The sequence below is a fragment of the Cyclonatronum sp. genome (genome assembly GCF_022565315.1).
Lineage (GTDB): Bacteria > Bacteroidota > Rhodothermia > Balneolales > Cyclonatronaceae > Cyclonatronum.
The window spans coordinates 49,416-69,452 of the sequence record NZ_JAIUMX010000007.1 but is presented as its reverse complement, the minus strand read 5'-3'; the positions used below and the strand labels follow the sequence as shown (position 1 = coordinate 69,452).

Here is a 20,037-nt window from a genome sequence, read left to right as displayed (position 1 = left end):
CTCCGGGGAAACTACAGCTATATTTTTGATGAGGTAGCAGCCGTAAAAGAAGCCTGCGGGCCGGCACACCTCAAGGTGATTCTCGAAACCGGCGAACTCCAGACCCTCGACAATGTGCGCAAGGCAAGCGATATTGCCATGTACGCAGGGGCAGATTTCATCAAAACATCCACAGGAAAAATAAGTCCCGCCGCTACGCAACCCGTTACGCTGGTGATGTTCGAAGCCATCCGCGATTTCTATTACAAAACGGGCATTAAAGTTGGGATGAAGCCCGCCGGCGGCATCCGGGATTCCAAACTGGCCCTGCGCTATCTGGTGATGCTGCGCGAAACCCTCGGCAACGACTGGATGAACCCGAATATGTTCCGGTTCGGTGCAAGCGCCCTCGCCAACGACCTGCTCATGCAGATTATCAAGCAGCGCACCGGCGTGTACCAGTCCGCAGATTATTTCTCAAAAGATTAAACCGCACTATGCTTAAAGAAAGCGACATCCAAAAGAAACACGCCCTCGACTTTAGCTCCGGCTGGGCCTACGATCCTGCCCCCGAAGGCACGGACCACATCACCCTGAAAAAACAATACGGCCATTTCATCAACGGGAAGTTCACCGATCCGGCTGAGGGTGGTTTTTTCAGCACTATTAACCCGGCAACGGAAGAAGAGCTGGCAACAGTAGCGCTTGGCACGCAGGCCGATATCGATGCGGCCGTTTCCGCCGCCCGAAGTGCCTACACCAATGTATGGTCCAAAATGAGCGGGCGTGACCGCGGCCGCTACCTCTACCGCATCGCCCGCATGATTCAGGAGCGGGCCCGAGAATTTGCCGTAATTGAGAGTCTTGACGGCGGCAAACCCATCCGCGAATCGCGCGACGTGGACGTGCCCCTCGCTGCCGCGCACTTTTTCTACTACGCCGGCTGGGCCGACAAACTGGAATATGCCGTACCGGGCCGTAGTCCGAAACCGCTGGGCGTTGCCGGACAAATCATCCCCTGGAATTTCCCGCTGCTCATGGCCGCATGGAAACTCGCACCGGCCCTCGCAACCGGTAACACCGTTGTGCTCAAGCCCGCGGAGACAACCCCGCTCACCGCACTCAAGCTGGCTGAAATCATTCAGGAATGCGAGCTGCCCGCCGGTGTCGTAAACATCGTAACCGGCGCAGGCGAAACCGGCGCGGCCCTGGTAAATCATCCCGATGTGGATAAAATTGCCTTTACCGGCTCAACGGCAGTGGGCAAGCTCATCCAGAAGTCCATCGCCGGAACCCGCAAAAAGCTCACCCTCGAACTTGGCGGCAAAGCAGCCAACATCGTATTTGAAGACGCCCCGATTGATCAGGCTGTAGAAGGCATCATCAACGGCATCTTTTTTAATCAGGGCCATGTGTGCTGTGCCGGCTCCCGCCTTTTTGTACAGGAAAGCATCGCTGACGTGGTTCGCGACAAGCTGATCGACCGCCTGCAAACCCTGCGCGTGGGCGACCCGCTCGACAAGAACACCGATATCGGAGCCATCAACTCAAAGCAGCAACTGGAGACCATCAACCGCTATCTCGAAATCGGCCTTAACGAAGGTGCCGATATTTATCAGGCCAAGTGCAGCCTGCCCGAAACCGGCTACTGGTGCTGCCCTACGCTCATTTCAAACGTGTCGCAGTCGCACCGTGTGGTTCAGGAAGAAATTTTTGGGCCGGTGCTCACCATCCAAACCTTCCGGACTCCTGAGGAAGTGCTCGAAAAAGCCAACAACACGCCCTACGGACTTTCCGGCGGCGTGTGGACCGACAAAGGCTCCAAGATTTTCAAGCTCACAAGCGGCATCCGCGCGGGTGTGCTTTGGGCGAACACCTTCAACAAATTCGACCCGACCTCTCCCTTCGGCGGCTACAAAGAAAGCGGCCTCGGGCGCGAGGGCGGTCTGCACGGATTGTTCCCGTATCTGAAGTTTTAGGATTTCGCCGCTGCAAAAACAATCCTTTTTCATGAAACCCTATACAAAGCACTCAAATCGACATTCAGAAAAATAATTCTCAAGATTTACCCTTCACATGATTTTCGTGGAAACTACTGTCTTTACCAGACGAATTCGCGATCTTGTTTCTGAAGAAGCTTACAGAATTTTTCAGTTAAAACTATCTTCAAAACCAGATTCGGGAAATCTTATCAAAGGTAGCGGAGGGTTGCGTAAAATCAGATGGCAGGCAACAGGACGAGGTAAACGTGGTGGCTTAAGAATAATTTATTATTGGTATCCACATTCTTCAAAAATCTATTTTTTATACGTTTATCAAAAAAATGAGACTGAAGATTTAACAGCTGATCAGATATCATTCCTAAAGTCACTTATAAACAAAGAATAAAATGAAAGAAGAGAATTTTAAAGAGCTTGTTGAAAGCATCGAGGAGTTTAAAGCTATCGAAAAAGGTGAATTAAAGCCTTCAAAGGTTTTTTATGTTAATGAACCAAACGCTTTTACCATTAGAAGAAAACTACGACTGACTCAGGAAGATTTTGCAACCTTATTGGGAGTAAGTCTTAGCACTGTTCGTGATTGGGAGCTTGGTAAAAGAAAACCAAAAGGTGCAGCGAAATTGCTTCTTCGGATTGCACAAAAATCTCCTTCAACTCTCTTTGAAGCACTGGAATAAATTTCTTCCAATCTGTTTTCTGTTGCCAAAAACTCTCTCAGAAAATCTTTTCAAATAAACGACATGAGCAAACGTCTCGAAGTAAAAAAAACCTACAAACTCTACATTGGCGGGGCTTTTCCGCGGTCTGAATCGGACAGGACCTACAGCCTGAGCGGGAAATCCGGTGAATTTATCGCCAACATCTGCCGCAGCTCGCGCAAAGATTTCCGCAATGCCGTTGTTGCGGCACGGAAGGCTCAACCGGGCTGGGCGGCGCGTTCGGCCTACAACCGCGGTCAGATTCTGTACCGCATAGCCGAAATGCTCGAAGGCCGCCGCGATCAGCTCAGCGCTGAGCTTCGTCTCGAGGGCCTTTCCGAAAAAGAGGCCCGCAAAGAAGTTGACACTGCCATCGACCGCATCGTGTATTTTGCAGGCTGGAGCGATAAATACCAGCAGGTTTTCAGCACGGTTAACCCCGTGGCAAGCGCGCATTTCAACTTTTCGATGCCTGAGCCGACCGGTCTTGTGGCCGTAGTTCTGCCCGAATCTGCCGGCCTGCTTGGTCTGGTCCAAAACCTGATGCCGGCCATAGTGAGCGGAAATACCGTTGTGGTGCTGCTTTCGGAAAAACGCCCGCTATCCGGCCTGACTTTCGCAGAGGTGCTTCATGCCTCTGATGTACCCGGCGGCGTAATCAACCTGCTTAGCGGCTACCGCAACGAACTGCTGGAGCAGTTTGCCTCCCATATGGACGTAAACGCCATGGTACTAAGCAGCCGCGACAAGGCTGAAATTACCCTCGCACAGCAGAAGGCCTCGTTAAACGTAAAACACCTGATTATTCGTGATGAGGACAATGCCTTCGATGAAAACCTCGAAAGTCCTTATGCAATACTCGATCTTATCGAAATTAAAACGACCTGGCACCCGGTCGGCCTTTGAGATAACTTCACCTTAAACATTTATTTTGTGACGTTTCATTTTAATAATGAAGGCCTCCTGCGCCTGAAAAAAAACTTCAGCGTTTTACTGCTGCTGCTCATTCTGGCTGGTTGCGGAACCGTTGCAGAAGTACCTGCTGAGGAAGAAATTCCCGAAGAAATTCCTGAAGCGCCGGCAGCTTTCAGCACCATGCTTACGCTCTCAGATCTGGCCGAACTTCGGTTGAGTCCGAAAGACCGCTTCCGTACTTTCGAGCTCAGTGTACCCGAGGCGTTTCAGCTTACAGAAGAAGAGCTTCAGTGGGCGCAAAGCAACCGGGGGTTCCGGATCCAGCTGTTTACTACGGAAAATGTAGCTGAAGCCGATTCCATGAGCCTGCTTTACTACGACTGGGCGGCTGAATACGAAGATCTGCCTTTTGCAATCGTACCCGAGGCTTATGTTACCTTCCGGCAGCCTTTCTACCGGGTACGGGTTGGTGATTTCCGCCGCCGCAGTGATGCGAACGCCTATCTTGCCATACTCCGGGCGCATTTCCCCGGTGCATGGGTGGTAATTGACACCATTGACCTTTCGCTATCCCCCTGATTTAACTGCCGTAAACCGGCTTTACCCCAGCTATACACCAAGCTAAAACACTGCCGCCCTGAAACCTGTAATGCTGTACCTGTTTTTAATATTGGTGGTAATTTCATCCGGCTGCACCAAGCCGGATGAACCCAAACGACAGCAGGCTTGTGAGGCAGTCAAAACTGATTCTATGCAAAAATTAACGATTAAGCTCCACACCCCTATGGAAGACGACCGGCCGGTTTACATTACCGGCAACTTCAACAACTGGGCCCCGGCAGATCCAAGCTGGAGGATGCATCAGGATGATGCCCGTAATTTCAGCTTCACTTTCGATAACATAGAAGGGCTGCCTGATGAAATCGAATACAAATTTACCCGCGGCAGCTGGAATGATGTGGAACTTGACGACTACGGCAACGAGCCTCCTCATAACCGTATGATTTCCCGCTATGAACGCTGTGCAGAAGATGAAATCAGGAACTGGCGGCGTGATGGCAAATTCCACAACGACCGCTTCCTGCCTGTAATCAATATTATTTCGGAGCAGTTTGAGATTCCGCAGCTGATCAAAACGCGGCGCATCACGGCCCTGCTGCCCTGGAACTATTACGAAACAGACAAGCACTTCCCCGTAATTTACCTTCAGGACGGGCAAAATCTGTTCGACGATTTCGCTCCTTTCGGTAGCTGGGGGCTCGCTAAAAGGCTTGCCTTCCTGGCAGAGCGCGGCAAAGCCGAATTCATCGTAATTGCGATTGACCATGCCGAAAGTGAACGCATAGCCGAGTTTACTCCTACCCTGCCGACCTCTGTTTTAGGTTCAGGCGACGGCGAAAAATATGCGCGTTTCATGGCAGAAACCCTCAAGCCCTACATCGACAGCCACTACCGTACGCGCCCTGAGCGGGAATTCACCGGTATCGGGGGCAGCTCCATGGGCGGGCTTATCAGCATTTACGCGGCCATGCTGCACCCGGAGAAGTACAGCCGCCTCATGCTCTTTTCCCCATCCTTTTGGGTAACGCCCAACCTGCCTATCCGATTCATAGATGAAGTACCGCAGTTTGAGGGCCGTATCTACATCTACGGCGGGGGCCGCGAGAGCGAAATGCTCGTAGGCCGGCTGCAGGCCTTTTACGATAAAATCAATACCGTGAACCACGAAAGAAACCTTCAGGTACGGCTCTCGATAAACCCTATGGGCCGCCATAGCGAACTCGAATGGGGCCGCGAATTCCCGATGGCAGCAGAGTGGTTATTTGATTTCGAAGAGTGAGGGGTAGGAACAAGTTTTTCAATAGCTTTATCTCCTACTAAAAAAAAGCCTCTCACGAAAACTAACTTTCCTGAGAGGCTTTTTTGTAAGTTGAAGGTTGATGTTACCTTCCCCTAAAAATCCAGCCCTATGCTAAAATAATGCACACGGCTGCCGAAACCGTCGTAGATGGGTTCGGAATAGGGCCAGGCAATGTCGTAACGAAACGGCAGGCCAAACAGGATGGTCCGAAGGCCGAATCCGGTACCGACGAGCAGGTCGTTGAAATTTTCGCCGGTCCATGTTGCGCCCACATCCACGAAGGCAGTGCCCTGAATGTTAAATAGCGGAAATAGCGGCAGCGGCCCCGGTACAAGAGCAGCTACGAGCGGAAAGCGGAACTCCGCATTACCAAGAGCGAATTTGTCACCGATACCGGCATTCAGGTTCCAGCCGCGCATCGGCAGAGCCGGAAGTGTGAAGAAAACATTCGCCAGATTTTCGGCCGTCAGGCGCTGATCCTGACGGAAATTGATCCAGTTCGAGACGCCGCCCAAAAGGAAGTTCTGCGGATCAGGCCCGAATGACATCCCGCCGGATGCACGCAGCGCAAAGCTGTACCGGTTGCCGAGACTGAAATACTGACGGGCATCACCGGTGAGGGACGCAAATCCCAGAAACGCATCTGAAACCGGAACACCTCCCGAAAACTCAACAGCAAGCCTGTGCCCCTTTTGCGGCGACAGAAACCCCGGAATGGTCACATCACGCACGTAGCGAACCTGCGGATAAATGATGAAATCGCGCTCAAGGCTCGACTGTGTGCCAATCTGAATGCTGCTCAGATCACGGGAAAGGCCAATAAAAGCTTGTGAAAATTCGAGCCGCTCAAAACGGTTGAGGGGATACGAAATCCCAAAGTCGCCGGAATAAATCCGGTAGCGCACCAGCTGCCCGCCAAAGGTCTGGAAGGCAAAACCGTTATGTACAAAGCTTGTGAAGTAATTGGTACGGTTCCTGAGATAGGCATACTGTACAAAATAACTCGCATTGCGAAGATCAAAAACAAGGTTTCCGGCAAACGTGAGCCGGTGATCGCCAAGTACGTCGCTCACAGAGGCTTGAATGAAGGAGAAAGCTCCGAACTGTGAGCCTATTGTACCACCGGCACTCCCCTGCGCAAAATCAGGTGAAAACTCAAGGCGGTATCGCTTGGGTATGAACAGCCCGTCATCTGTGCGGTTGTCTGTAGGGCTGAAAAGCACCTCCCTGCTGGTATCTTCAAACTCATCCTCGAGATCGTCAGAGAACTGATAATTGCGGAAATCAATGATATCGCGGCGCCGGGGTTCATCCTGTTCTTCCGGACTCGTTACAATAACCTCAACATCTTCCTGAGGCAGATCGGCTGTAAAACCATCTTCCCGAAACTCACTCACAAAAATATTTCGCGAAAACCCAACTGCCGGTACCCGCTGTTCTTCCCGCTCCCGTGCGCGCCGCTGTGCCCACTGATTGGGCCGCAGGTTTCCTGGTTTCACCCGCTCTAAGGGGTTGTTGATTACAAAAATATCAAGAAACCCCTGATTTATTGAATTTACAGCTGCCTTGGTGCCATCCGGAGTTACGGACATCTGCATTACCCCGGTTATGAGATCTGTAAGCGGCCTCGATACACGCGTCTGCAGATTCATCGTGTAAATGTTGTTGATGCCGTTCTGATCTGAAACATACAGAATGCGGCCATCGCGGGTCATTTGCGGGCTCGTTTCGTTCCAGTCAGGGGTATTGGTGAGGCGGGTCGCACGATCGTCTCCCAGCCTCACCATGTAGATATCGGTTTGATGCAGATTTGGATTAGCGAGCATAAAGTAGCTTTCCCGATGCACCCCTAACTCTATACGCGGGCCGCGGTCAGATGAAAAAAGAACCGCCTGTGAATCATTGCTCCAGGCCGGATCACTGTCACTGAAAATATCATTGGTAACATTTATAAAGTCACCGGTTCCGAGCTCATACACATAGATGTTGATAAAAGAGCCTTCGGTTCCCTGAAAGGCAATTTTACTCCCGTCAGGCGACCATGCCACTGATCGGATAGAATTAAGGTTCGGAAATTCGATTTTTTGCAGCCGGCCGGATTCATAATCCACGATGGCAATATCATTTCGGCCGCGGGAGGTTGTTGAAAGCGCAATCTGACGCCCGTCAGGCGACCAGGAGAGGTTGGGCTGAAGGATGTTTAGCTCCTCGAAGTTAACATTATCTTCACCGCGAATTAGCGTTTTGATGAGGCGGCCGGTGTTGGCATCGATCACAACAACATCAAAAAAACCGCGTCTGTTGGTGATCATCGCGATGCGGTCGCCCTGAGGCGAGAGCGCCGGGCTTGTATTGTAGCTTCCGCGGAATTCGCTGCGGGTGATGTTGGTTCCGATGTTGCGCAGGTTTTCACGGTCGGTTACTTCGGGGAAGTATTTGCGCTGCAGCCAGTCTTTCCAGCGCTCGCTGAGTTCATCGATGGTAAGACCTGTGGATTGCCGCATACTGAATTCGAAGTTCCGGTTGAGCTTCATCCGGTCGAAAATCTCTGCAATTTTTTCGCGGCCATATTCCTGTACAATAAAATCCCACACGCCTTGTCCGCCGCGATAAGCAAAAAAACCACCCAAAAACTGGATTGGCGGCAAATAATTATTGATGGTCGCATCCCGCAGAAACATATCCGTTTCGGTATCCCAGCCCTGTGATACATACTCAGCAAGACCTTCTTCCGCCCAAAGCGGGAAAATCCGGCGGCCTTCAGCAAGCAGTGCGTTGATGTTACCGCCATAGAACATGTCGTTCACCATGGCATGCACCAGCTCGTGCTGCAAAACCCTGCGGTACTGCCCGTAATCGGCCATAAAAGGCATGGTAATGCGGTTCTTGAACAAATCCGTAACCCCGCCAATCCCCTGTGCGTTAACCGGCAGCTGTACTACGTTGGTTTGTGAAAACGAAGCATGCGAGTCGTAAATAATTACGCGAATGCGCTCATTAATCTGATGGTTAAAATCCACTGCAAGCTGCTGATAGGCAGCCTCCAGGCTGTGTGCGGTAAATTCCGCCAGCAGATAATTCCGGGAGTCGTAGTAGTAGATATCGAAATGGTCGGATTGAATGATACGCCAATCGAATGTTTCGTACTGTACCCGGTTTTTGCCGAAGTTAAAGGCCTGAGCCTGAAGCGCTTCCGCCGAAAACAACAGTAGCAGTAATGCCGGAAAGAATCTTAGAATCGCAGTGTGCATGGTTGATTAGGGGTCTTGTTAGTCTGTACACAGAAGAGTAAGGTAACGGATTTTTGATCGCTGCCGTGCTCCGCCTGAAAAAAATCAGGCCAGCTCAAAATCAATCTGACGAAGTTCCAGATTGGTGTTTACGACACGAACCTTCAACTCATTTCCGAGCATGTAAGTTCTGCCTTTACGGCGCCCGGTGAGGCAATGCCGGCGCTTATCGAAAACATAGTAATCGTCGCTTAGCTCCGACATACTTACCATGCCTTCGCAGTAAATATCTTTAAGAAGCACGTACACGCCGCGTTCGGTTACACCGCTCACAACGCCATCAAACTCCTGCCCGATGCGGGTAGAAAGGTATTCAACCTGCTTGAGTTTAATAGAATCACGCTCGGCCGTAACCGCTGCACGTTCCCTTTCGCTGCAATGCTCGCCATAGGTGAGAAGGCTTTTGAAATTATATGAGGGAAGTCCGGCTGAGTAGCTCTTAAGCAACCGGTGCACGAGCACATCCGGATATCTTCTTATAGGACTCGTAAAATGCGCGTAATGACTAAATCCCAGTCCGAAATGACCAATATTTTTGGGTGAGTACTCCGCTTTAGCCATTGACCTGAGCATCAGGTCATTTACGGTAAACTCTATGCTTTTTCCTTTTACCTGCTTAAGCACATTATTGATGGTTTTGGCGTCAACCTGACCTTTGCGCACATCAAACTTAATCCCAACGGGGCGCACATGTTCAGCGACCTGCTCAAGACGCTCCGTATCGGGCTCCGGGTGGATGCGGTAGAAAAACGGAAAAGTATCCTGCGTGATTTTTTTTCCGGTCCTTGCCCGCAGGGCGTCCACGTGTTCGGCTACCGAGCGGTTAGCCAGCAGCATGCATTCTTCAATGAGGCGGTGCGCTTTAAATCTTTTTTTGATGATCACATCAACGGGCGTTCCTTTTTCATCAAGCACAAAACGGGGCTCGGGTGTTTCAAAATCGATGGCGTTTTCTTCGAAACGCTTTTCGGTGAGGCGGTCCGTGAGTTTTACCAGCATCTCCATTGGTTCACTCAGCTCTGCATGTGCCTTGCCTTCAATAATTTCCTGTGCCTGCTCATATGTGAGGCGGTATTTGGAGTGAATCACGGTTTCCTCAATGCTGTAGCCAAGCACCTCACCTGCCGGGCTTACCTCCATGAAACAGCTGTAGGTCATCTTGTCCTCGTTAGGTCGCAGGCTGCAAACGCCGTTGCTGAGCTTTTCGGGCAACATCGGTATCACACGGTCAACCAGGTACACACTCGTTGCCCGCTCATGGGCGGCATCATCGAGTATGGTTTTAGGATGCACGTAGTAGCTTACATCGGCAATATGCACCCCAAGATAATAGTTTCCGTTTTCGAGTTCGGAAATGCTGAGGGCGTCATCAAAATCTTTGGCGTCTTCGGGGTCTATGGTAAATACGAGCATGTCGCGGATGTCCCTGCGGCGTGCAATTTCTTCTTCGCCCGGAAAAAGGGGAATTTGTTCGCACCATTCCTCAACTTCAGGGGTGAAGCTGCTTATCATGTCATTTTCTGCGAGTATGGAAAGCACTTCAGCCCGGTTGGTTCCCTTGGCACCAAGTACTTCGGTCACAATTGCTTCCGGCAGCGAACGGGGGTGCACCCAATCGAGCAGTTTAAATATCACTTTATCGCCTGACTGACCGCCACTGATGTTACCGGGCTGCACATAAAATTCGGTGTGGGCCGACTTTTCATCCGGCTCAATAAGCCAGGCATTTTTGTTTTCGCGTTTGAGCGTACCTACGTAGTACTTCTTTCCGCGCTCCACAATGTCGAGTACTTTACCTTCGGTGCGCCCCATGCGGTCGGTTCCCTGAAGCCTTATGCGTACAATATCACGATCGAGGGCTACGCTCAGTTTTTTACCGGGTATGCGGATGTCCTCATCATGGCCTTCAAGTGTTACGAAGCCGGTTCCGTGCCGGTTAATGGAAATTTTTCCGACCTGCCCTTCAGCTCTTGCAGCCTCAACTGTGCCGCCTTTGGCCAGGCTGAGCTCTCCCTTGTTATTGCGGATAACCGCTCCGGAGTCTATCAGACCGTCGAGCGCGCGCTTTAGCGCTTTAACCTGCCCGCCGGTATGCTGTGCTGTTTTTAGCAGCAGCTCTTCCGGCACCTCATATTCGGTGTTTTTGCGAAGGAAGCCAAGCATGAAGGCTTCAAGTTCTTTTACTTTTTTCTTTTTTCCCATGGTGTTCGTTTGAAATTCATTAATTATTAGAGCCGGCTGTAAGCTGGTACAAAGTATTGATTTATTTTGATGCGGGTATCACCCTTTTTTTTCGGGGATACCAGTGCCGGCTCAGGGATGTACCCGCCGGCTTGCGGGCCTTGTTTCGGTTCTTGCTTCAGTAGCCGCGGCCGGAAAATAAGAAAGCGGCTGATTGTCGGGGTCGTTTTCAGATGCGGCTGATTCATCGGCGTCTCTCAAACCGAACAGCCTCCTTACAGAACCCCATATGCGGTCGCGTAATTCACCCCAGGTATTGAACTGTACCCGCGCTTCCAGACCGATACCGTAAACTTCATCGTTTTGGTCGCGGCCCACCGAGATGGCGGAAGGCAGCAGCGACTCCCTGCGCAGAAAGGCTTCAATCGAAAAATAGCGGTTAAAGCGGTAGGTTACGTCGAAATCGCCCCAGTGTGAATCCGGTCCGGTAACGGTTCCTTCGCGGCGCACGGTGAGGCGATCGTCGAACAGACGCAGCGCAATGCCGAGGTCGGCTTCATCGAAGCCGGTTAGGTTCAGGTCAATATCAAGATTGCTGATGTTAGAATTAAGCAGGCTGCTGATTTGTGAGGAAAGCAACATGCTCAGGCCCTGTGCCCCGAACTGATTGGCGAACACGCTGTTCAGTTCGCTGTCGAGCGGCACAAAATTGCCGGAGAGCAAAATGCTGGTAGCCTGTAACAACTTGGTATCTTCATTATCGAGCGCGGCCTGAATTGCGGCAATCTGGGTGATGTCTGTCCCGGTAGGAAATTCGAAAAAGAAATCGTTTTCGATACTGTCGAGGGTGCCGGTAATCACCAGCACGAGGTCAACGGGGATGCGCACGGGTACGTCATCAATAGTGGTTCCGGGCCGCAGCACGTTGATGTTGGGCCGCGCCCTGTATGAGGCCGAAACATCAATCATAGCGTTGATGGGGTCGCCGTCCCAGGTAATGGTTCCGCCATCGCGCAGGGTAAACCTTCGGCTGAAAATATCGCCGCCTACAAACAAATAGTCGCCGCTTGCCACATCGAAACTTCCGAATACCTGAAAAACCTCATCCTGAAGCCCCAAGCGGATGCGCCCGGTACCGCGCGCGGAAAGGATTTCGGAGGTCACTTCGTCAAAAATAAGACGAACCGTCATATTATCGTTTGCAACAAACTGAAGGTCGAGGCCGAATTTTTCCATAAAGGTGAGGTTCACTTCCCGCCCGTTTTGTCCGTTTCCGCCGTTTTCGGGATCCGGCGGGAGGAATAACCGGCTGAAATCAAATTCATCCACAAACTGAATAAACCGTGTACCACCTTCAACCGACTGATCGGTGCTGATCGGGATGGAGATGATGGAGTTACCGCTCATCACAATAGGTTGCGGTGTACTGATGAACGGATCATCGTTAGAACCGGAAAGCCTTACAATACCGGTTCCCTGCCCGCGGCCGAAGAATGGCACATCAGGGCCGGCCTGATTGTTCAGAAAGGTGAGGTTATTCATCTGAAGCTGCAAGTTGAACAGCGTTGGGCCGGTGAAGTTGTTGAGGTCAACTACGCCGCTCAAAGTTCCTCTTCCGTTGCGGGTGTCACGCACCCTTACATTGTTGATTTCAACACCGCGTTCACTGCTGAAATCGATGTTTCCGTTTAGCACGAGGCGGGTCATCAGAAATACGGGTACAAGTTCAATATCGATCAGTTCAAAGCGGGAATCAAAATACATGCCCTCTTCTCCCCATTCAAAAACGCCGTTTCCTCTTGCGCGGCCTTCCACTTCTTCAAAAACATTACTCACAATAAGCGGGAGAACCCAAAGGTCGATTTCATTGAGACGCACATCAAAAGATGCATACACGCCGGTTTCCCTTGCCGAAGCAAGGGTATTAAAGAAGCCCTCCACAACTACATCTTTCACTACAAGGTCATCTGTAAAAAACGGCCCGCCGGCCTCCTCCTCCGAAATGTCATCGGGTTGTGCCTGAACAGTGAGGATGGTATCAAAGCGTTCGAGCAGCGCGTTGAAACTGCTGTTGAAAGTAATATCGCCAACAAGCCGCTCATTGAGGCGGAGCCTATCAACCTGAAAGCCGCCCCTGAAACCCGGGTCTGAGCCTATGGTCCGGGTTTCAAAGCTGCCGTCAAGCGTACCGCTGAAACTCACGCGCCTGTTAATGAGGGCAGAAATGCGCTCAAGCTGCAGGCCGCTGATGTTATAGTACACTACGTCATCCGGGTCTTCACTGAAGGTTCCTTCAATGATGAAGCGCTCTTCCTGATTTCCAAACTCGAGGCGGTCCACAAAAATCTGACCTCCGTCAAAAATTCGGATTGGTGTCTGCCGGATGTTACTCCAGGTGTAGGCTTCATCACCCACAAAGAAATCCATGAGGCGGATATCTACATCGCGGTTGGTGAATACGGCACTTGCCATTGCACCGAGCATCACATCGTCGCCGGTTACAAGGCGGAGATGCTGAAGCACGAAGGCTTCGTCGTACATATCGAGCATGAGGCTTGCATCGCGCAGCTGTTGCCCGTTGCGGGTGCCGATGCTTGCGGCATCAAGCTGTAGCAGGCCGGAGAAGAAGCCGGCTTCTGCATCCGGCCTTATACTGAATGAGAGCCGGCTTACAACGCTGTCGGCAGTTACGGCTTCGGCATCAATAAAATCAGAGAAAAAGGAAGATCTGAATTGTACAGATGAGCCATCGGCCGTTACGGTTGCATCGAGGTTGGAGAGGGTATTGATTCGTGGAACAGCCGGAAATAGTGCGTGAAGCAGGCTCAGATCGTCGAGCTGCATTTTTATATTGAGCTGTTGTGCCGGCATTTGGGCAGCATGGCGGCTGAGCTGCCGTGCCGAAACCGGAGGTGCATCGCTGAGCTGGTACAGCGAGCGCTCCGTGATAAGGCGGTCAATTTGCTGATACCAGTATTCGGTTACAGCAAGGAGCTCCGAAGGGATAAGCCTGCCCCTGATTTCGGCTTCAAGCATGGTACCGCCAATCCTCAGCAGCCTGTGGGGAGATCCCTGATCAGCTGATACAGCGGCGGCGTCTTCCTCAAGGGTTACAAAAAACTCAAACTCGTCGATATTTTCATCCCCGTAAACAGAGCTGATCAGGTTGAGATAAACTTCACCCACAAAACTATCGGCATCGCTGCCCTGAATTACAAGGGTGATATCCGAATTAAGCAGGCCGGGCAGGATTTGCTCATCCAGCAGAGTGAGCTCCGGCCTGAAGCCGCTGAGCCTTCCTTCGAGGTTCAGCAGGGGCTGCTCGCTGATAAGGTCGAGCCAGCCGCGCAGGCTGAGTTCACCTCCCTCCGGCTGACGAACCAGCAAGTCCGGCTCGAGGAAACCGTCTTTGAGTTCGAGCTTTAGCAGCACGTCATCCAGCTGAAGATCCGTTATTCTGCTGTTGGTCAGGGCTGCTTCGAGCTTTCCTTTTCCGTTGGCCAGGGTACTTCCGCTGCCTGTGGCATTCACGGCGAAATTAAGAACAGAATTGCCCATTTGCATACTCGGCAGGCGTGAGAACCTCAGGTTTCTGACTTCGAGCTGCGTGTCATAGACCGGCAGACCGGCCCAGTTGGCACTACTTCTTAGAAGGAGTTCACCGGCTGCTGATTCTGCCCGCAGCTCTGCATCAAGCTCAGAGAGGGTTCCGGAAACTTCTCCCCTGAGTGTAAAAAGTTCAAGCTCGCGAAGCCGGAATGGCCCGACTTCAGCGAACAGCAGGTCAAGATCGTCGGAAGTTACGTTCAGGTAGTCGATAACGGCCGCGTAAGCGAACGGGCCGGATAGCCCTGAGGCTTCACCATAGAGCTGCAGGCTGCTGTCGCCAAAACGGAGGCTAAACCGGGAGAGTTCGGCTTCGCCAAGGCTTCCCCGAGCCTGCAAGCCAACTTCCAGTGCTTTGCCGAGCGCAGGCAGAGCCGGAAACAGCGGTCTGAACTCATCTGTAAGCACACGGGATTCATCAATCCTGAACTGAAAGCTGGCCGATTTGAGCTGCTCAGTGAGGTCGGGCATGGCTGCATTTACACCCTCAAAAATAAGATTAAAACGCAGCAGGCTCTGCGGTGTTTGCAGGGTGATGCGATTGAATTCGAGAAAACGCTCATCGGTGTACAGCTGCCCTCTGAACAGCAGTTCTTCAAAAGGAAGGGCATCGGAGCGGAAGCGCAGCTCACGGAAGGCCAGCAACCGCTGATCTTCAAAAAGCTCGAGGTTTAAGCTGATCTGTAAGTCCTCAGCGGAAAAGGCGTCAGGGAGATTTACAACAGTCGTATCTATGCCCGTGTTGCTGAGGCCGCTGAGGTTAATCCTGCCTCCGTTAAGAGTCAGATCCTGTAAGTAAATGCGGGGCAGATCTGCTGCGAGGGATGCGCGACCACTAACGGCAGTATGCACTGAATCGGCCTGATCCGGGTTTTTCAGCCGAAATGCCCGGGCAAGGCCCGGTGGCTGATCAGGCTCGAAGGCAAGCCTGATTTCCGGTTTTTCAATCCGGATGGAAGATATGGTAAGGCGGTCAAAAAGGGATCGTTGCAAATCAAGGCGTATATACAGCTGACTTGTGCTGAGAAGGGTATCCGCGAGGTTTTCCCCGATATCGCCCCCCGAGGCATCGTTCAGAGGCAAAGTAAGGGTTACATCAGAGAGCTCGAGTTCAAGGGGTAACGTACCCCGCACAGAGCCGATGGTGATATTTCCTTCAAAACGCTCATTGAAACGATCTGTAATGCCGTCAGCTACCCATTGCTGAACGGCCGAAAGCTGAAGCAGCAACAATACCATCCCAAAAACAAATGACACTATCATGAGCAGCGCAAAAAAAGCTGTCCAGAAATAACGCCAGATGGTATAAACCCATTTAAGAATCACGTGTAAAAACAGAATTAGAGGTCATTCAGCTGCTAAGCTGATTCATTTTTTGGAAGCTTTCTTCCCAAACTGATGTAATAAATTCAGCATCGTTAACAGGGTGCAGATAAGGTCTGCCATATTCGTGCAATAGAATAAAGCGTACTGTGGCGCGGCTCACTTTTTTATCAGACTGCATGGCTTTATTGAGGTCTTCAATGGAAAAGTGATCGAAAAAGCCTCGTGTAACAAAAGCCGCTGCATGCTGATCAATTAAGCTGTTGTCGATACGTGCGCCTAACTTTTGCGCCATAACACCGGCAGCTACCATGCCGGCGAATACAGCCTGACCATGTGAGATACAGCCGTAGCCCGCAACTTTTTCGAGGGCATGGCCGAAGGTATGTCCGTAGTTAAGAATCATGCGCAGGCCTGCTTCTTTGGTGTCTTCACTAACGACCCTTGCTTTCACTTTAATACACCGCTGTACAATTTCTTTCAAAAGCTGAGGGTCTTTACGCAGGCTTAAAATACTCCGCCCGTTAAGGAGCGCAAGAATGCCGGTATCTTCAATGGCGCCATACTTCAGAACTTCTGCAAAACCGCTAATAAATTCGCTGTCGGGCAGGGTATCGAGCACCTTGAGGAAAGAAACGACCGCCCGGGGCTGATAAAAAGCGCCGACCAGGTTTTTACCAACTGAATGATTAACGCCGGTTTTGCCCCCAATGGAGCTGTCAACAATGGCAAGGATGGTAGTCGGGATGTGAATGAGCGGGAGGCCGCGCAGCACAGAAGCAGCCACAAAACCCGCAAGATCACCCGTAACGCCACCGCCCACAGCCACAAGCGGAGTTTGCCGGTCGATGCCCTGTTCCAGACAAAAATCAACCAGGGAGGCCCAGTTCTGCACACTTTTGCTTTGTTCACCGGCAGGCACGCGTGCCAGTATCGGGCGCTTCACCAGGCTTTCAAGCCGGGCGATGAATGCATCCTGGAGGCGGAACACATTTTCATCGACAAAAAATACAGCCTGCTGTGTATTGATTGAGCGGATAATTTCCGCAAGTTCTTCCCACGGCTCATCAGCCGTAACAACCTGATAATCAATGGCTTCTTTTACGCTAATTTTCTGTTTTTCGGCTGTGTGCATCAATCTGTTGTATTAACTTTTTTACTGAAGCCCATACCTTTGCGTTAGGATGAGGCCTGAAATGAATCTGTGCAGTTTCGTATAAGGGCCGTCGTTTTTGATCGAGTGACAGCAGTATGTTACGTATTTCCTCTTCGGTTTTGAGTGTTCCGTTTTCATTAAGCAATAGCGGCCTTCTTGTATTGCGCTGCACCCTGTCTAAAATACTATCAAACGGAGCATCAATAAAGCATAAAATGCTGTTTTCGCGTATAAAGCGGGCATTACTTTCATCCTGAAGCGCGCCTCCTCCAAGCGCAATAACGGCAGATTCACTGAACAGCAGCTTTGCGAGAATTTCCCGCTCAGCAGCGCGGAAAGCGGCTTCACCGTTCTGTGCAAATATTGCGTGAACAGCTTTGCCAAAAACCCGCTCTATTTCCTGATCAAGGTCCAGAAAAGGGCGGCCAAGCTGCTTTGCAAGCTGCCGCCCGTGAGCTGATTTACCGCAGCCCATCATACCACAAAGGGTGATCATTTTCGGGAAGTAAGCATTCATCGGTTAATCCTCGAGTTCATCAGCCCGGGGCTGAACGGGCGGCACTATGAGTACTTCTTCTCTGTCAATCAGCACAGCGCCTGCCGGTCCTTGTTTTTGTTTGCGCACAAATTTACGCCTGGTTTTGATTACCGGAGTGAAAGCGCTGCCTTTGGCTTTGGAAAACCAGGCTGCCCACCCGGCCGCTTTTTCAAGCTGAGACACATCCGGCTCGGTCTGTGCGCGGTTCATACGAATGATTACATGTGAACCGGCAACGCCTTTGGCGTGCATCCAGATATCTTCCTTATGGGAATCCCGCATAATCAGATCGTTGCTTTTTGCATTTTTGCCAATCCAGACCTCATACTTCCCGATTCGGCCAAACTTATAGGGCCTTACGCTCTCCGCACCGGGCAACTGTTTTTTCCGAAATAATTCATGGCTGCTGTATTCGGCTTTCAGGGCATCAAGCGCCCTCAGGTCGGTTACATGCTGTAATTTTTCTTCGATTTCACGAAGCTGTGAAAAACGGCCTTCGATCATTTCCGCATACTCAGCTGCCGTTTCGAAGGCCCGTTCAGCTTTTTTTCGGAGTTCAAAATATCGGGCAGCGTTGCCTGCAATACCGAGGCGCGGATCGAGCTTAATACGGCGCTTTGTTCCTGCCTGATAAAAATCTTCCAGCTCGATTTCCTCCGAAGCCGGCAAGGCTTCGTGCGCATGTGCCATCAGAATATTGCCCGTCTGTTCGTAAAATTCAGCCTTTTCAATGCTTTTTCTGGCGTTATCGGCATCCTGCAGGGCCGATTCGTACCGTGCACGGAGTTTTTCAATGCGTTTTTGCAGCAGCAGAAGTTCCTTTGCAAAAACATTTTCCCGTCTTTCAGAAAAAAAGGCTACGCGAACCGCCGTGTTGATGTCAGTAAAAGTTTCAGCTCCGTCAACTGGAAAGTTCGCTGCAGAAAAAAGTGAAAATCGGCCGTCATGCAGAATGCGGGGCTCGGGGCTGTGCGTCAGTTGTAAATGAATGCTGCTTAGGAGTTCGTCAGCCTGATCAGGCGGGAGTTCATCAAGCTTATGAAAAGCAATAAGTTCATCCAAAAAAACACGCGGGAGCTGCGGCCAGGCCTGCTGAATTTTGCGCTTAAAACCGCCTTTGGCTTCTGAGAGTAAAGGTGCCTTAAGTGACTGCGGCAAAGGCAGATTTGCACCGGTATAACGGGAAGGATTTTTGAAAGCTTCAATAATTTTATCACCGTCGGTCAAAAAAATATTGGGATCATTTCCAAACATTTTGAGGGTAAGAAATATCTCAGAATCCTGAAAACGAATAAAAATAAATCGGTCAGATTCTGCAATATGAATTTTCTTAACGGTGTAGCCTGCGAGGGATGAAAAGAAAGAAGCTGAGTTAGATTTTTTAACAGAAACCCGTGGGTCAGTAAATACAGCGGTTCGCTGCGGATCCGTTGATACCATTAATTTAAGCTCCTGTTCCGGGCCGGAGAAAAACAAGCCGATCTCATTTTTGCGGCTCGTAACAGCCTGCGCAAACACTGCCTCAGAGAGCATTGCATTTAACTCAGAAGCTAAATATCTTAAAGAGTAATACGTGTTCATTGAAATAAATACTAAGTGTAGAAGCGCTTCTGGCTTAAATTTCTTAACCCAACATTCAAATTAAAATCCTTCGGCTATATGATATGAAGTACCCAATTTTTAAGTCAATGATAAAGAAAATTGAAACAGAACTTGGCAGAAGAAACATCAACCCGTCAAAATTTCGTGTCTGGAATGATCCTACAATAAATGCGGCTGGTCTTGAGCTTGCCCTTGAGCCTGCAGATGCGGGTTGCGGGGTTCGTGAGATCACTGTAAATCTGGATTGGGATAGCTTTCGGGAAGCCAAACTTGCAAATCAATTAGAAGGTATGGCCAAACATCCGCTGCTAAAAAAAAGAGATCTGCTTTCCAGCAAAGTGCCGGTAACCATTGATATCGAAACAGCCTGGCATTTTGATGAACAGCAAATCATCGATTTGCCTCCGAACGGAGATGCCGATGCGAGAATCAGCTATGCAAGCTCGTGGATGAACTCACTGAATCAGGAAATGGCCTTTATGCTTCAAACCGGCAAACTGCTTCACCGCTGGCATATTGAGGTTGACGGTGATCAGCACGGCAAGTATATCTCTGCAATGGCTTTACTGCTGTACCATCAGTATTCCTTCCGAGATGCAAAAAATCTTTCGGAGGTTCATGATGAGGTGAGCATCAAACTCGATAACATCCTCCGAAAAAGCTCGCTTGTTTTGGATTTAGCCCGAAAAACAAGACCTGTGGCCGCCTGAATACGCACATCCTTATGCTAAAATAAAAAAAGCCCTGTACGATATGTGTATCGCGGGGCTTTTTGCTGAAATAATTCCAAAAAAAAATCACAGATGGTTGGTGGACCTGTGATTTTTTTCGAAAACTCGGAGAGCCCTTTACGGAAGCTTACTTTTTCTTATGTCTGTTTTTGCGCAG

Annotated in this window: 13 protein-coding genes and 1 pseudogene; 8 read left to right on the top strand and 6 right to left on the bottom strand. The window is 50.6% G+C overall.

The window, feature by feature from the left end; all coding sequences use genetic code 11:
• The 7 genes and pseudogenes from LAT75_RS02785 to LAT75_RS02755 form a co-directional block, all read left to right on the top strand.
• A pseudogene (locus LAT75_RS02785) lies at positions 1-468 on the top strand (deoxyribose-phosphate aldolase); the annotation flags it as partial.
• An 8-nt stretch (positions 469-476) separates the two neighbouring features.
• On the top strand, positions 477-1,958 hold the full coding sequence (locus LAT75_RS02780) for an aldehyde dehydrogenase family protein (RefSeq protein ID WP_291481099.1): 1,482 nt from the start codon (positions 477-479) through the stop codon (positions 1,956-1,958).
• Between the two features lie 97 nt (positions 1,959-2,055).
• Positions 2,056-2,367, top strand: a complete 312-nt coding sequence (locus LAT75_RS02775; protein WP_363320503.1) for a type II toxin-antitoxin system RelE/ParE family toxin — start codon at positions 2,056-2,058, stop codon at positions 2,365-2,367.
• A gap of 1 nt (position 2,368) precedes the next feature.
• Positions 2,369-2,656 (top strand): helix-turn-helix domain-containing protein, encoded by a 288-nt coding sequence (locus LAT75_RS02770; RefSeq protein WP_291481097.1) that lies wholly within the window; start codon positions 2,369-2,371, stop codon positions 2,654-2,656.
• 63 nt (positions 2,657-2,719) lie between these two features.
• Entirely contained in the window at positions 2,720-3,583 is an 864-nt protein-coding gene (locus LAT75_RS02765) for an aldehyde dehydrogenase family protein (protein ID WP_291481096.1), read from the top strand.
• Between the two features lie 27 nt (positions 3,584-3,610).
• On the top strand, positions 3,611-4,171 hold the full coding sequence (locus tag LAT75_RS02760; protein WP_291481095.1) for an SPOR domain-containing protein: 561 nt from the start codon (positions 3,611-3,613) through the stop codon (positions 4,169-4,171).
• A 172-nt stretch (positions 4,172-4,343) separates the two neighbouring features.
• Positions 4,344-5,432, top strand: coding sequence for an alpha/beta hydrolase-fold protein (locus LAT75_RS02755; protein WP_291481094.1), 1,089 nt, complete (start codon positions 4,344-4,346; stop codon positions 5,430-5,432).
• A 113-nt stretch (positions 5,433-5,545) separates the two neighbouring features.
• Here LAT75_RS02755 and LAT75_RS02750 read toward each other — a convergent pair whose 3' ends face one another.
• The 6 genes from LAT75_RS02750 to LAT75_RS02725 all read right to left on the bottom strand — a co-directional run bounded on the left by LAT75_RS02750 (position 5,546) and on the right by LAT75_RS02725 (position 19,128).
• Positions 5,546-8,704, bottom strand: a complete 3,159-nt coding sequence (locus LAT75_RS02750) for a hypothetical protein (RefSeq protein ID WP_291481093.1) — start codon at positions 8,702-8,704, stop codon at positions 5,546-5,548.
• Between the two features lie 84 nt (positions 8,705-8,788).
• On the bottom strand, positions 8,789-10,945 hold the full coding sequence (gene rnr, locus LAT75_RS02745; RefSeq protein WP_291481092.1) for a ribonuclease R: 2,157 nt from the start codon (positions 10,943-10,945) through the stop codon (positions 8,789-8,791).
• Between the two features lie 111 nt (positions 10,946-11,056).
• A complete protein-coding gene (locus LAT75_RS02740; RefSeq protein WP_291481091.1) occupies positions 11,057-15,856 on the bottom strand; it encodes a translocation/assembly module TamB domain-containing protein in 4,800 nt (1,599 codons plus the stop codon).
• 25 nt (positions 15,857-15,881) lie between these two features.
• A complete protein-coding gene (gene aroB / locus LAT75_RS02735) occupies positions 15,882-16,988 on the bottom strand; it encodes a 3-dehydroquinate synthase (protein ID WP_291481090.1) in 1,107 nt (368 codons plus the stop codon).
• Positions 16,960-17,526, bottom strand: a complete 567-nt coding sequence (locus LAT75_RS02730; protein ID WP_291481089.1) for a shikimate kinase — start codon at positions 17,524-17,526, stop codon at positions 16,960-16,962. The genes aroB and LAT75_RS02730 overlap by 29 nt, the downstream gene beginning before the upstream one ends.
• Before the next feature lie 3 nt (positions 17,527-17,529).
• On the bottom strand, positions 17,530-19,128 hold the full coding sequence (locus tag LAT75_RS02725) for an NFACT RNA binding domain-containing protein (RefSeq protein ID WP_291481088.1): 1,599 nt from the start codon (positions 19,126-19,128) through the stop codon (positions 17,530-17,532).
• A 107-nt stretch (positions 19,129-19,235) separates the two neighbouring features.
• On the opposite strand from LAT75_RS02725, the gene LAT75_RS02720 reads away from it, so the two are divergent.
• Positions 19,236-19,859 carry a hypothetical protein gene (locus tag LAT75_RS02720; RefSeq protein ID WP_291481087.1) on the top strand — a complete coding sequence of 208 codons (624 nt, stop codon included), beginning with the start codon at positions 19,236-19,238 and terminating at the stop codon, positions 19,857-19,859.
• The last annotated feature ends 178 nt before the right edge of the window (positions 19,860-20,037 follow it).

Bases quoted from the DNA above. Each gene is read 5' to 3' on its own strand.
- LAT75_RS02765 (WP_291481096.1), top strand. From the start codon at position 2,720: ATGAGCAAACGTCTCGAAGTAAAAAAAACCTACAAACTCTACATTGGC.
- LAT75_RS02750 (WP_291481093.1), bottom strand. From the start codon at position 8,704: ATGCACACTGCGATTCTAAGATTCTTTCCGGCATTACTGCTACTGTTG.
- LAT75_RS02725 (WP_291481088.1), bottom strand. From the start codon at position 19,128: ATGAACACGTATTACTCTTTAAGATATTTAGCTTCTGAGTTAAATGCA.
- LAT75_RS02780 (WP_291481099.1), top strand. From the start codon at position 477: ATGCTTAAAGAAAGCGACATCCAAAAGAAACACGCCCTCGACTTTAGC.
- LAT75_RS02720 (WP_291481087.1), top strand. From the start codon at position 19,236: ATGATAAAGAAAATTGAAACAGAACTTGGCAGAAGAAACATCAACCCG.
- aroB (WP_291481090.1), bottom strand. From the start codon at position 16,988: ATGCACACAGCCGAAAAACAGAAAATTAGCGTAAAAGAAGCCATTGAT.
- rnr (WP_291481092.1), bottom strand. From the start codon at position 10,945: ATGGGAAAAAAGAAAAAAGTAAAAGAACTTGAAGCCTTCATGCTTGGC.
- LAT75_RS02755 (WP_291481094.1), top strand. From the start codon at position 4,344: ATGCAAAAATTAACGATTAAGCTCCACACCCCTATGGAAGACGACCGG.
- LAT75_RS02775 (WP_363320503.1), top strand. From the start codon at position 2,056: ATGATTTTCGTGGAAACTACTGTCTTTACCAGACGAATTCGCGATCTT.
- LAT75_RS02730 (WP_291481089.1), bottom strand. From the start codon at position 17,526: ATGAATGCTTACTTCCCGAAAATGATCACCCTTTGTGGTATGATGGGC.
- LAT75_RS02770 (WP_291481097.1), top strand. From the start codon at position 2,369: ATGAAAGAAGAGAATTTTAAAGAGCTTGTTGAAAGCATCGAGGAGTTT.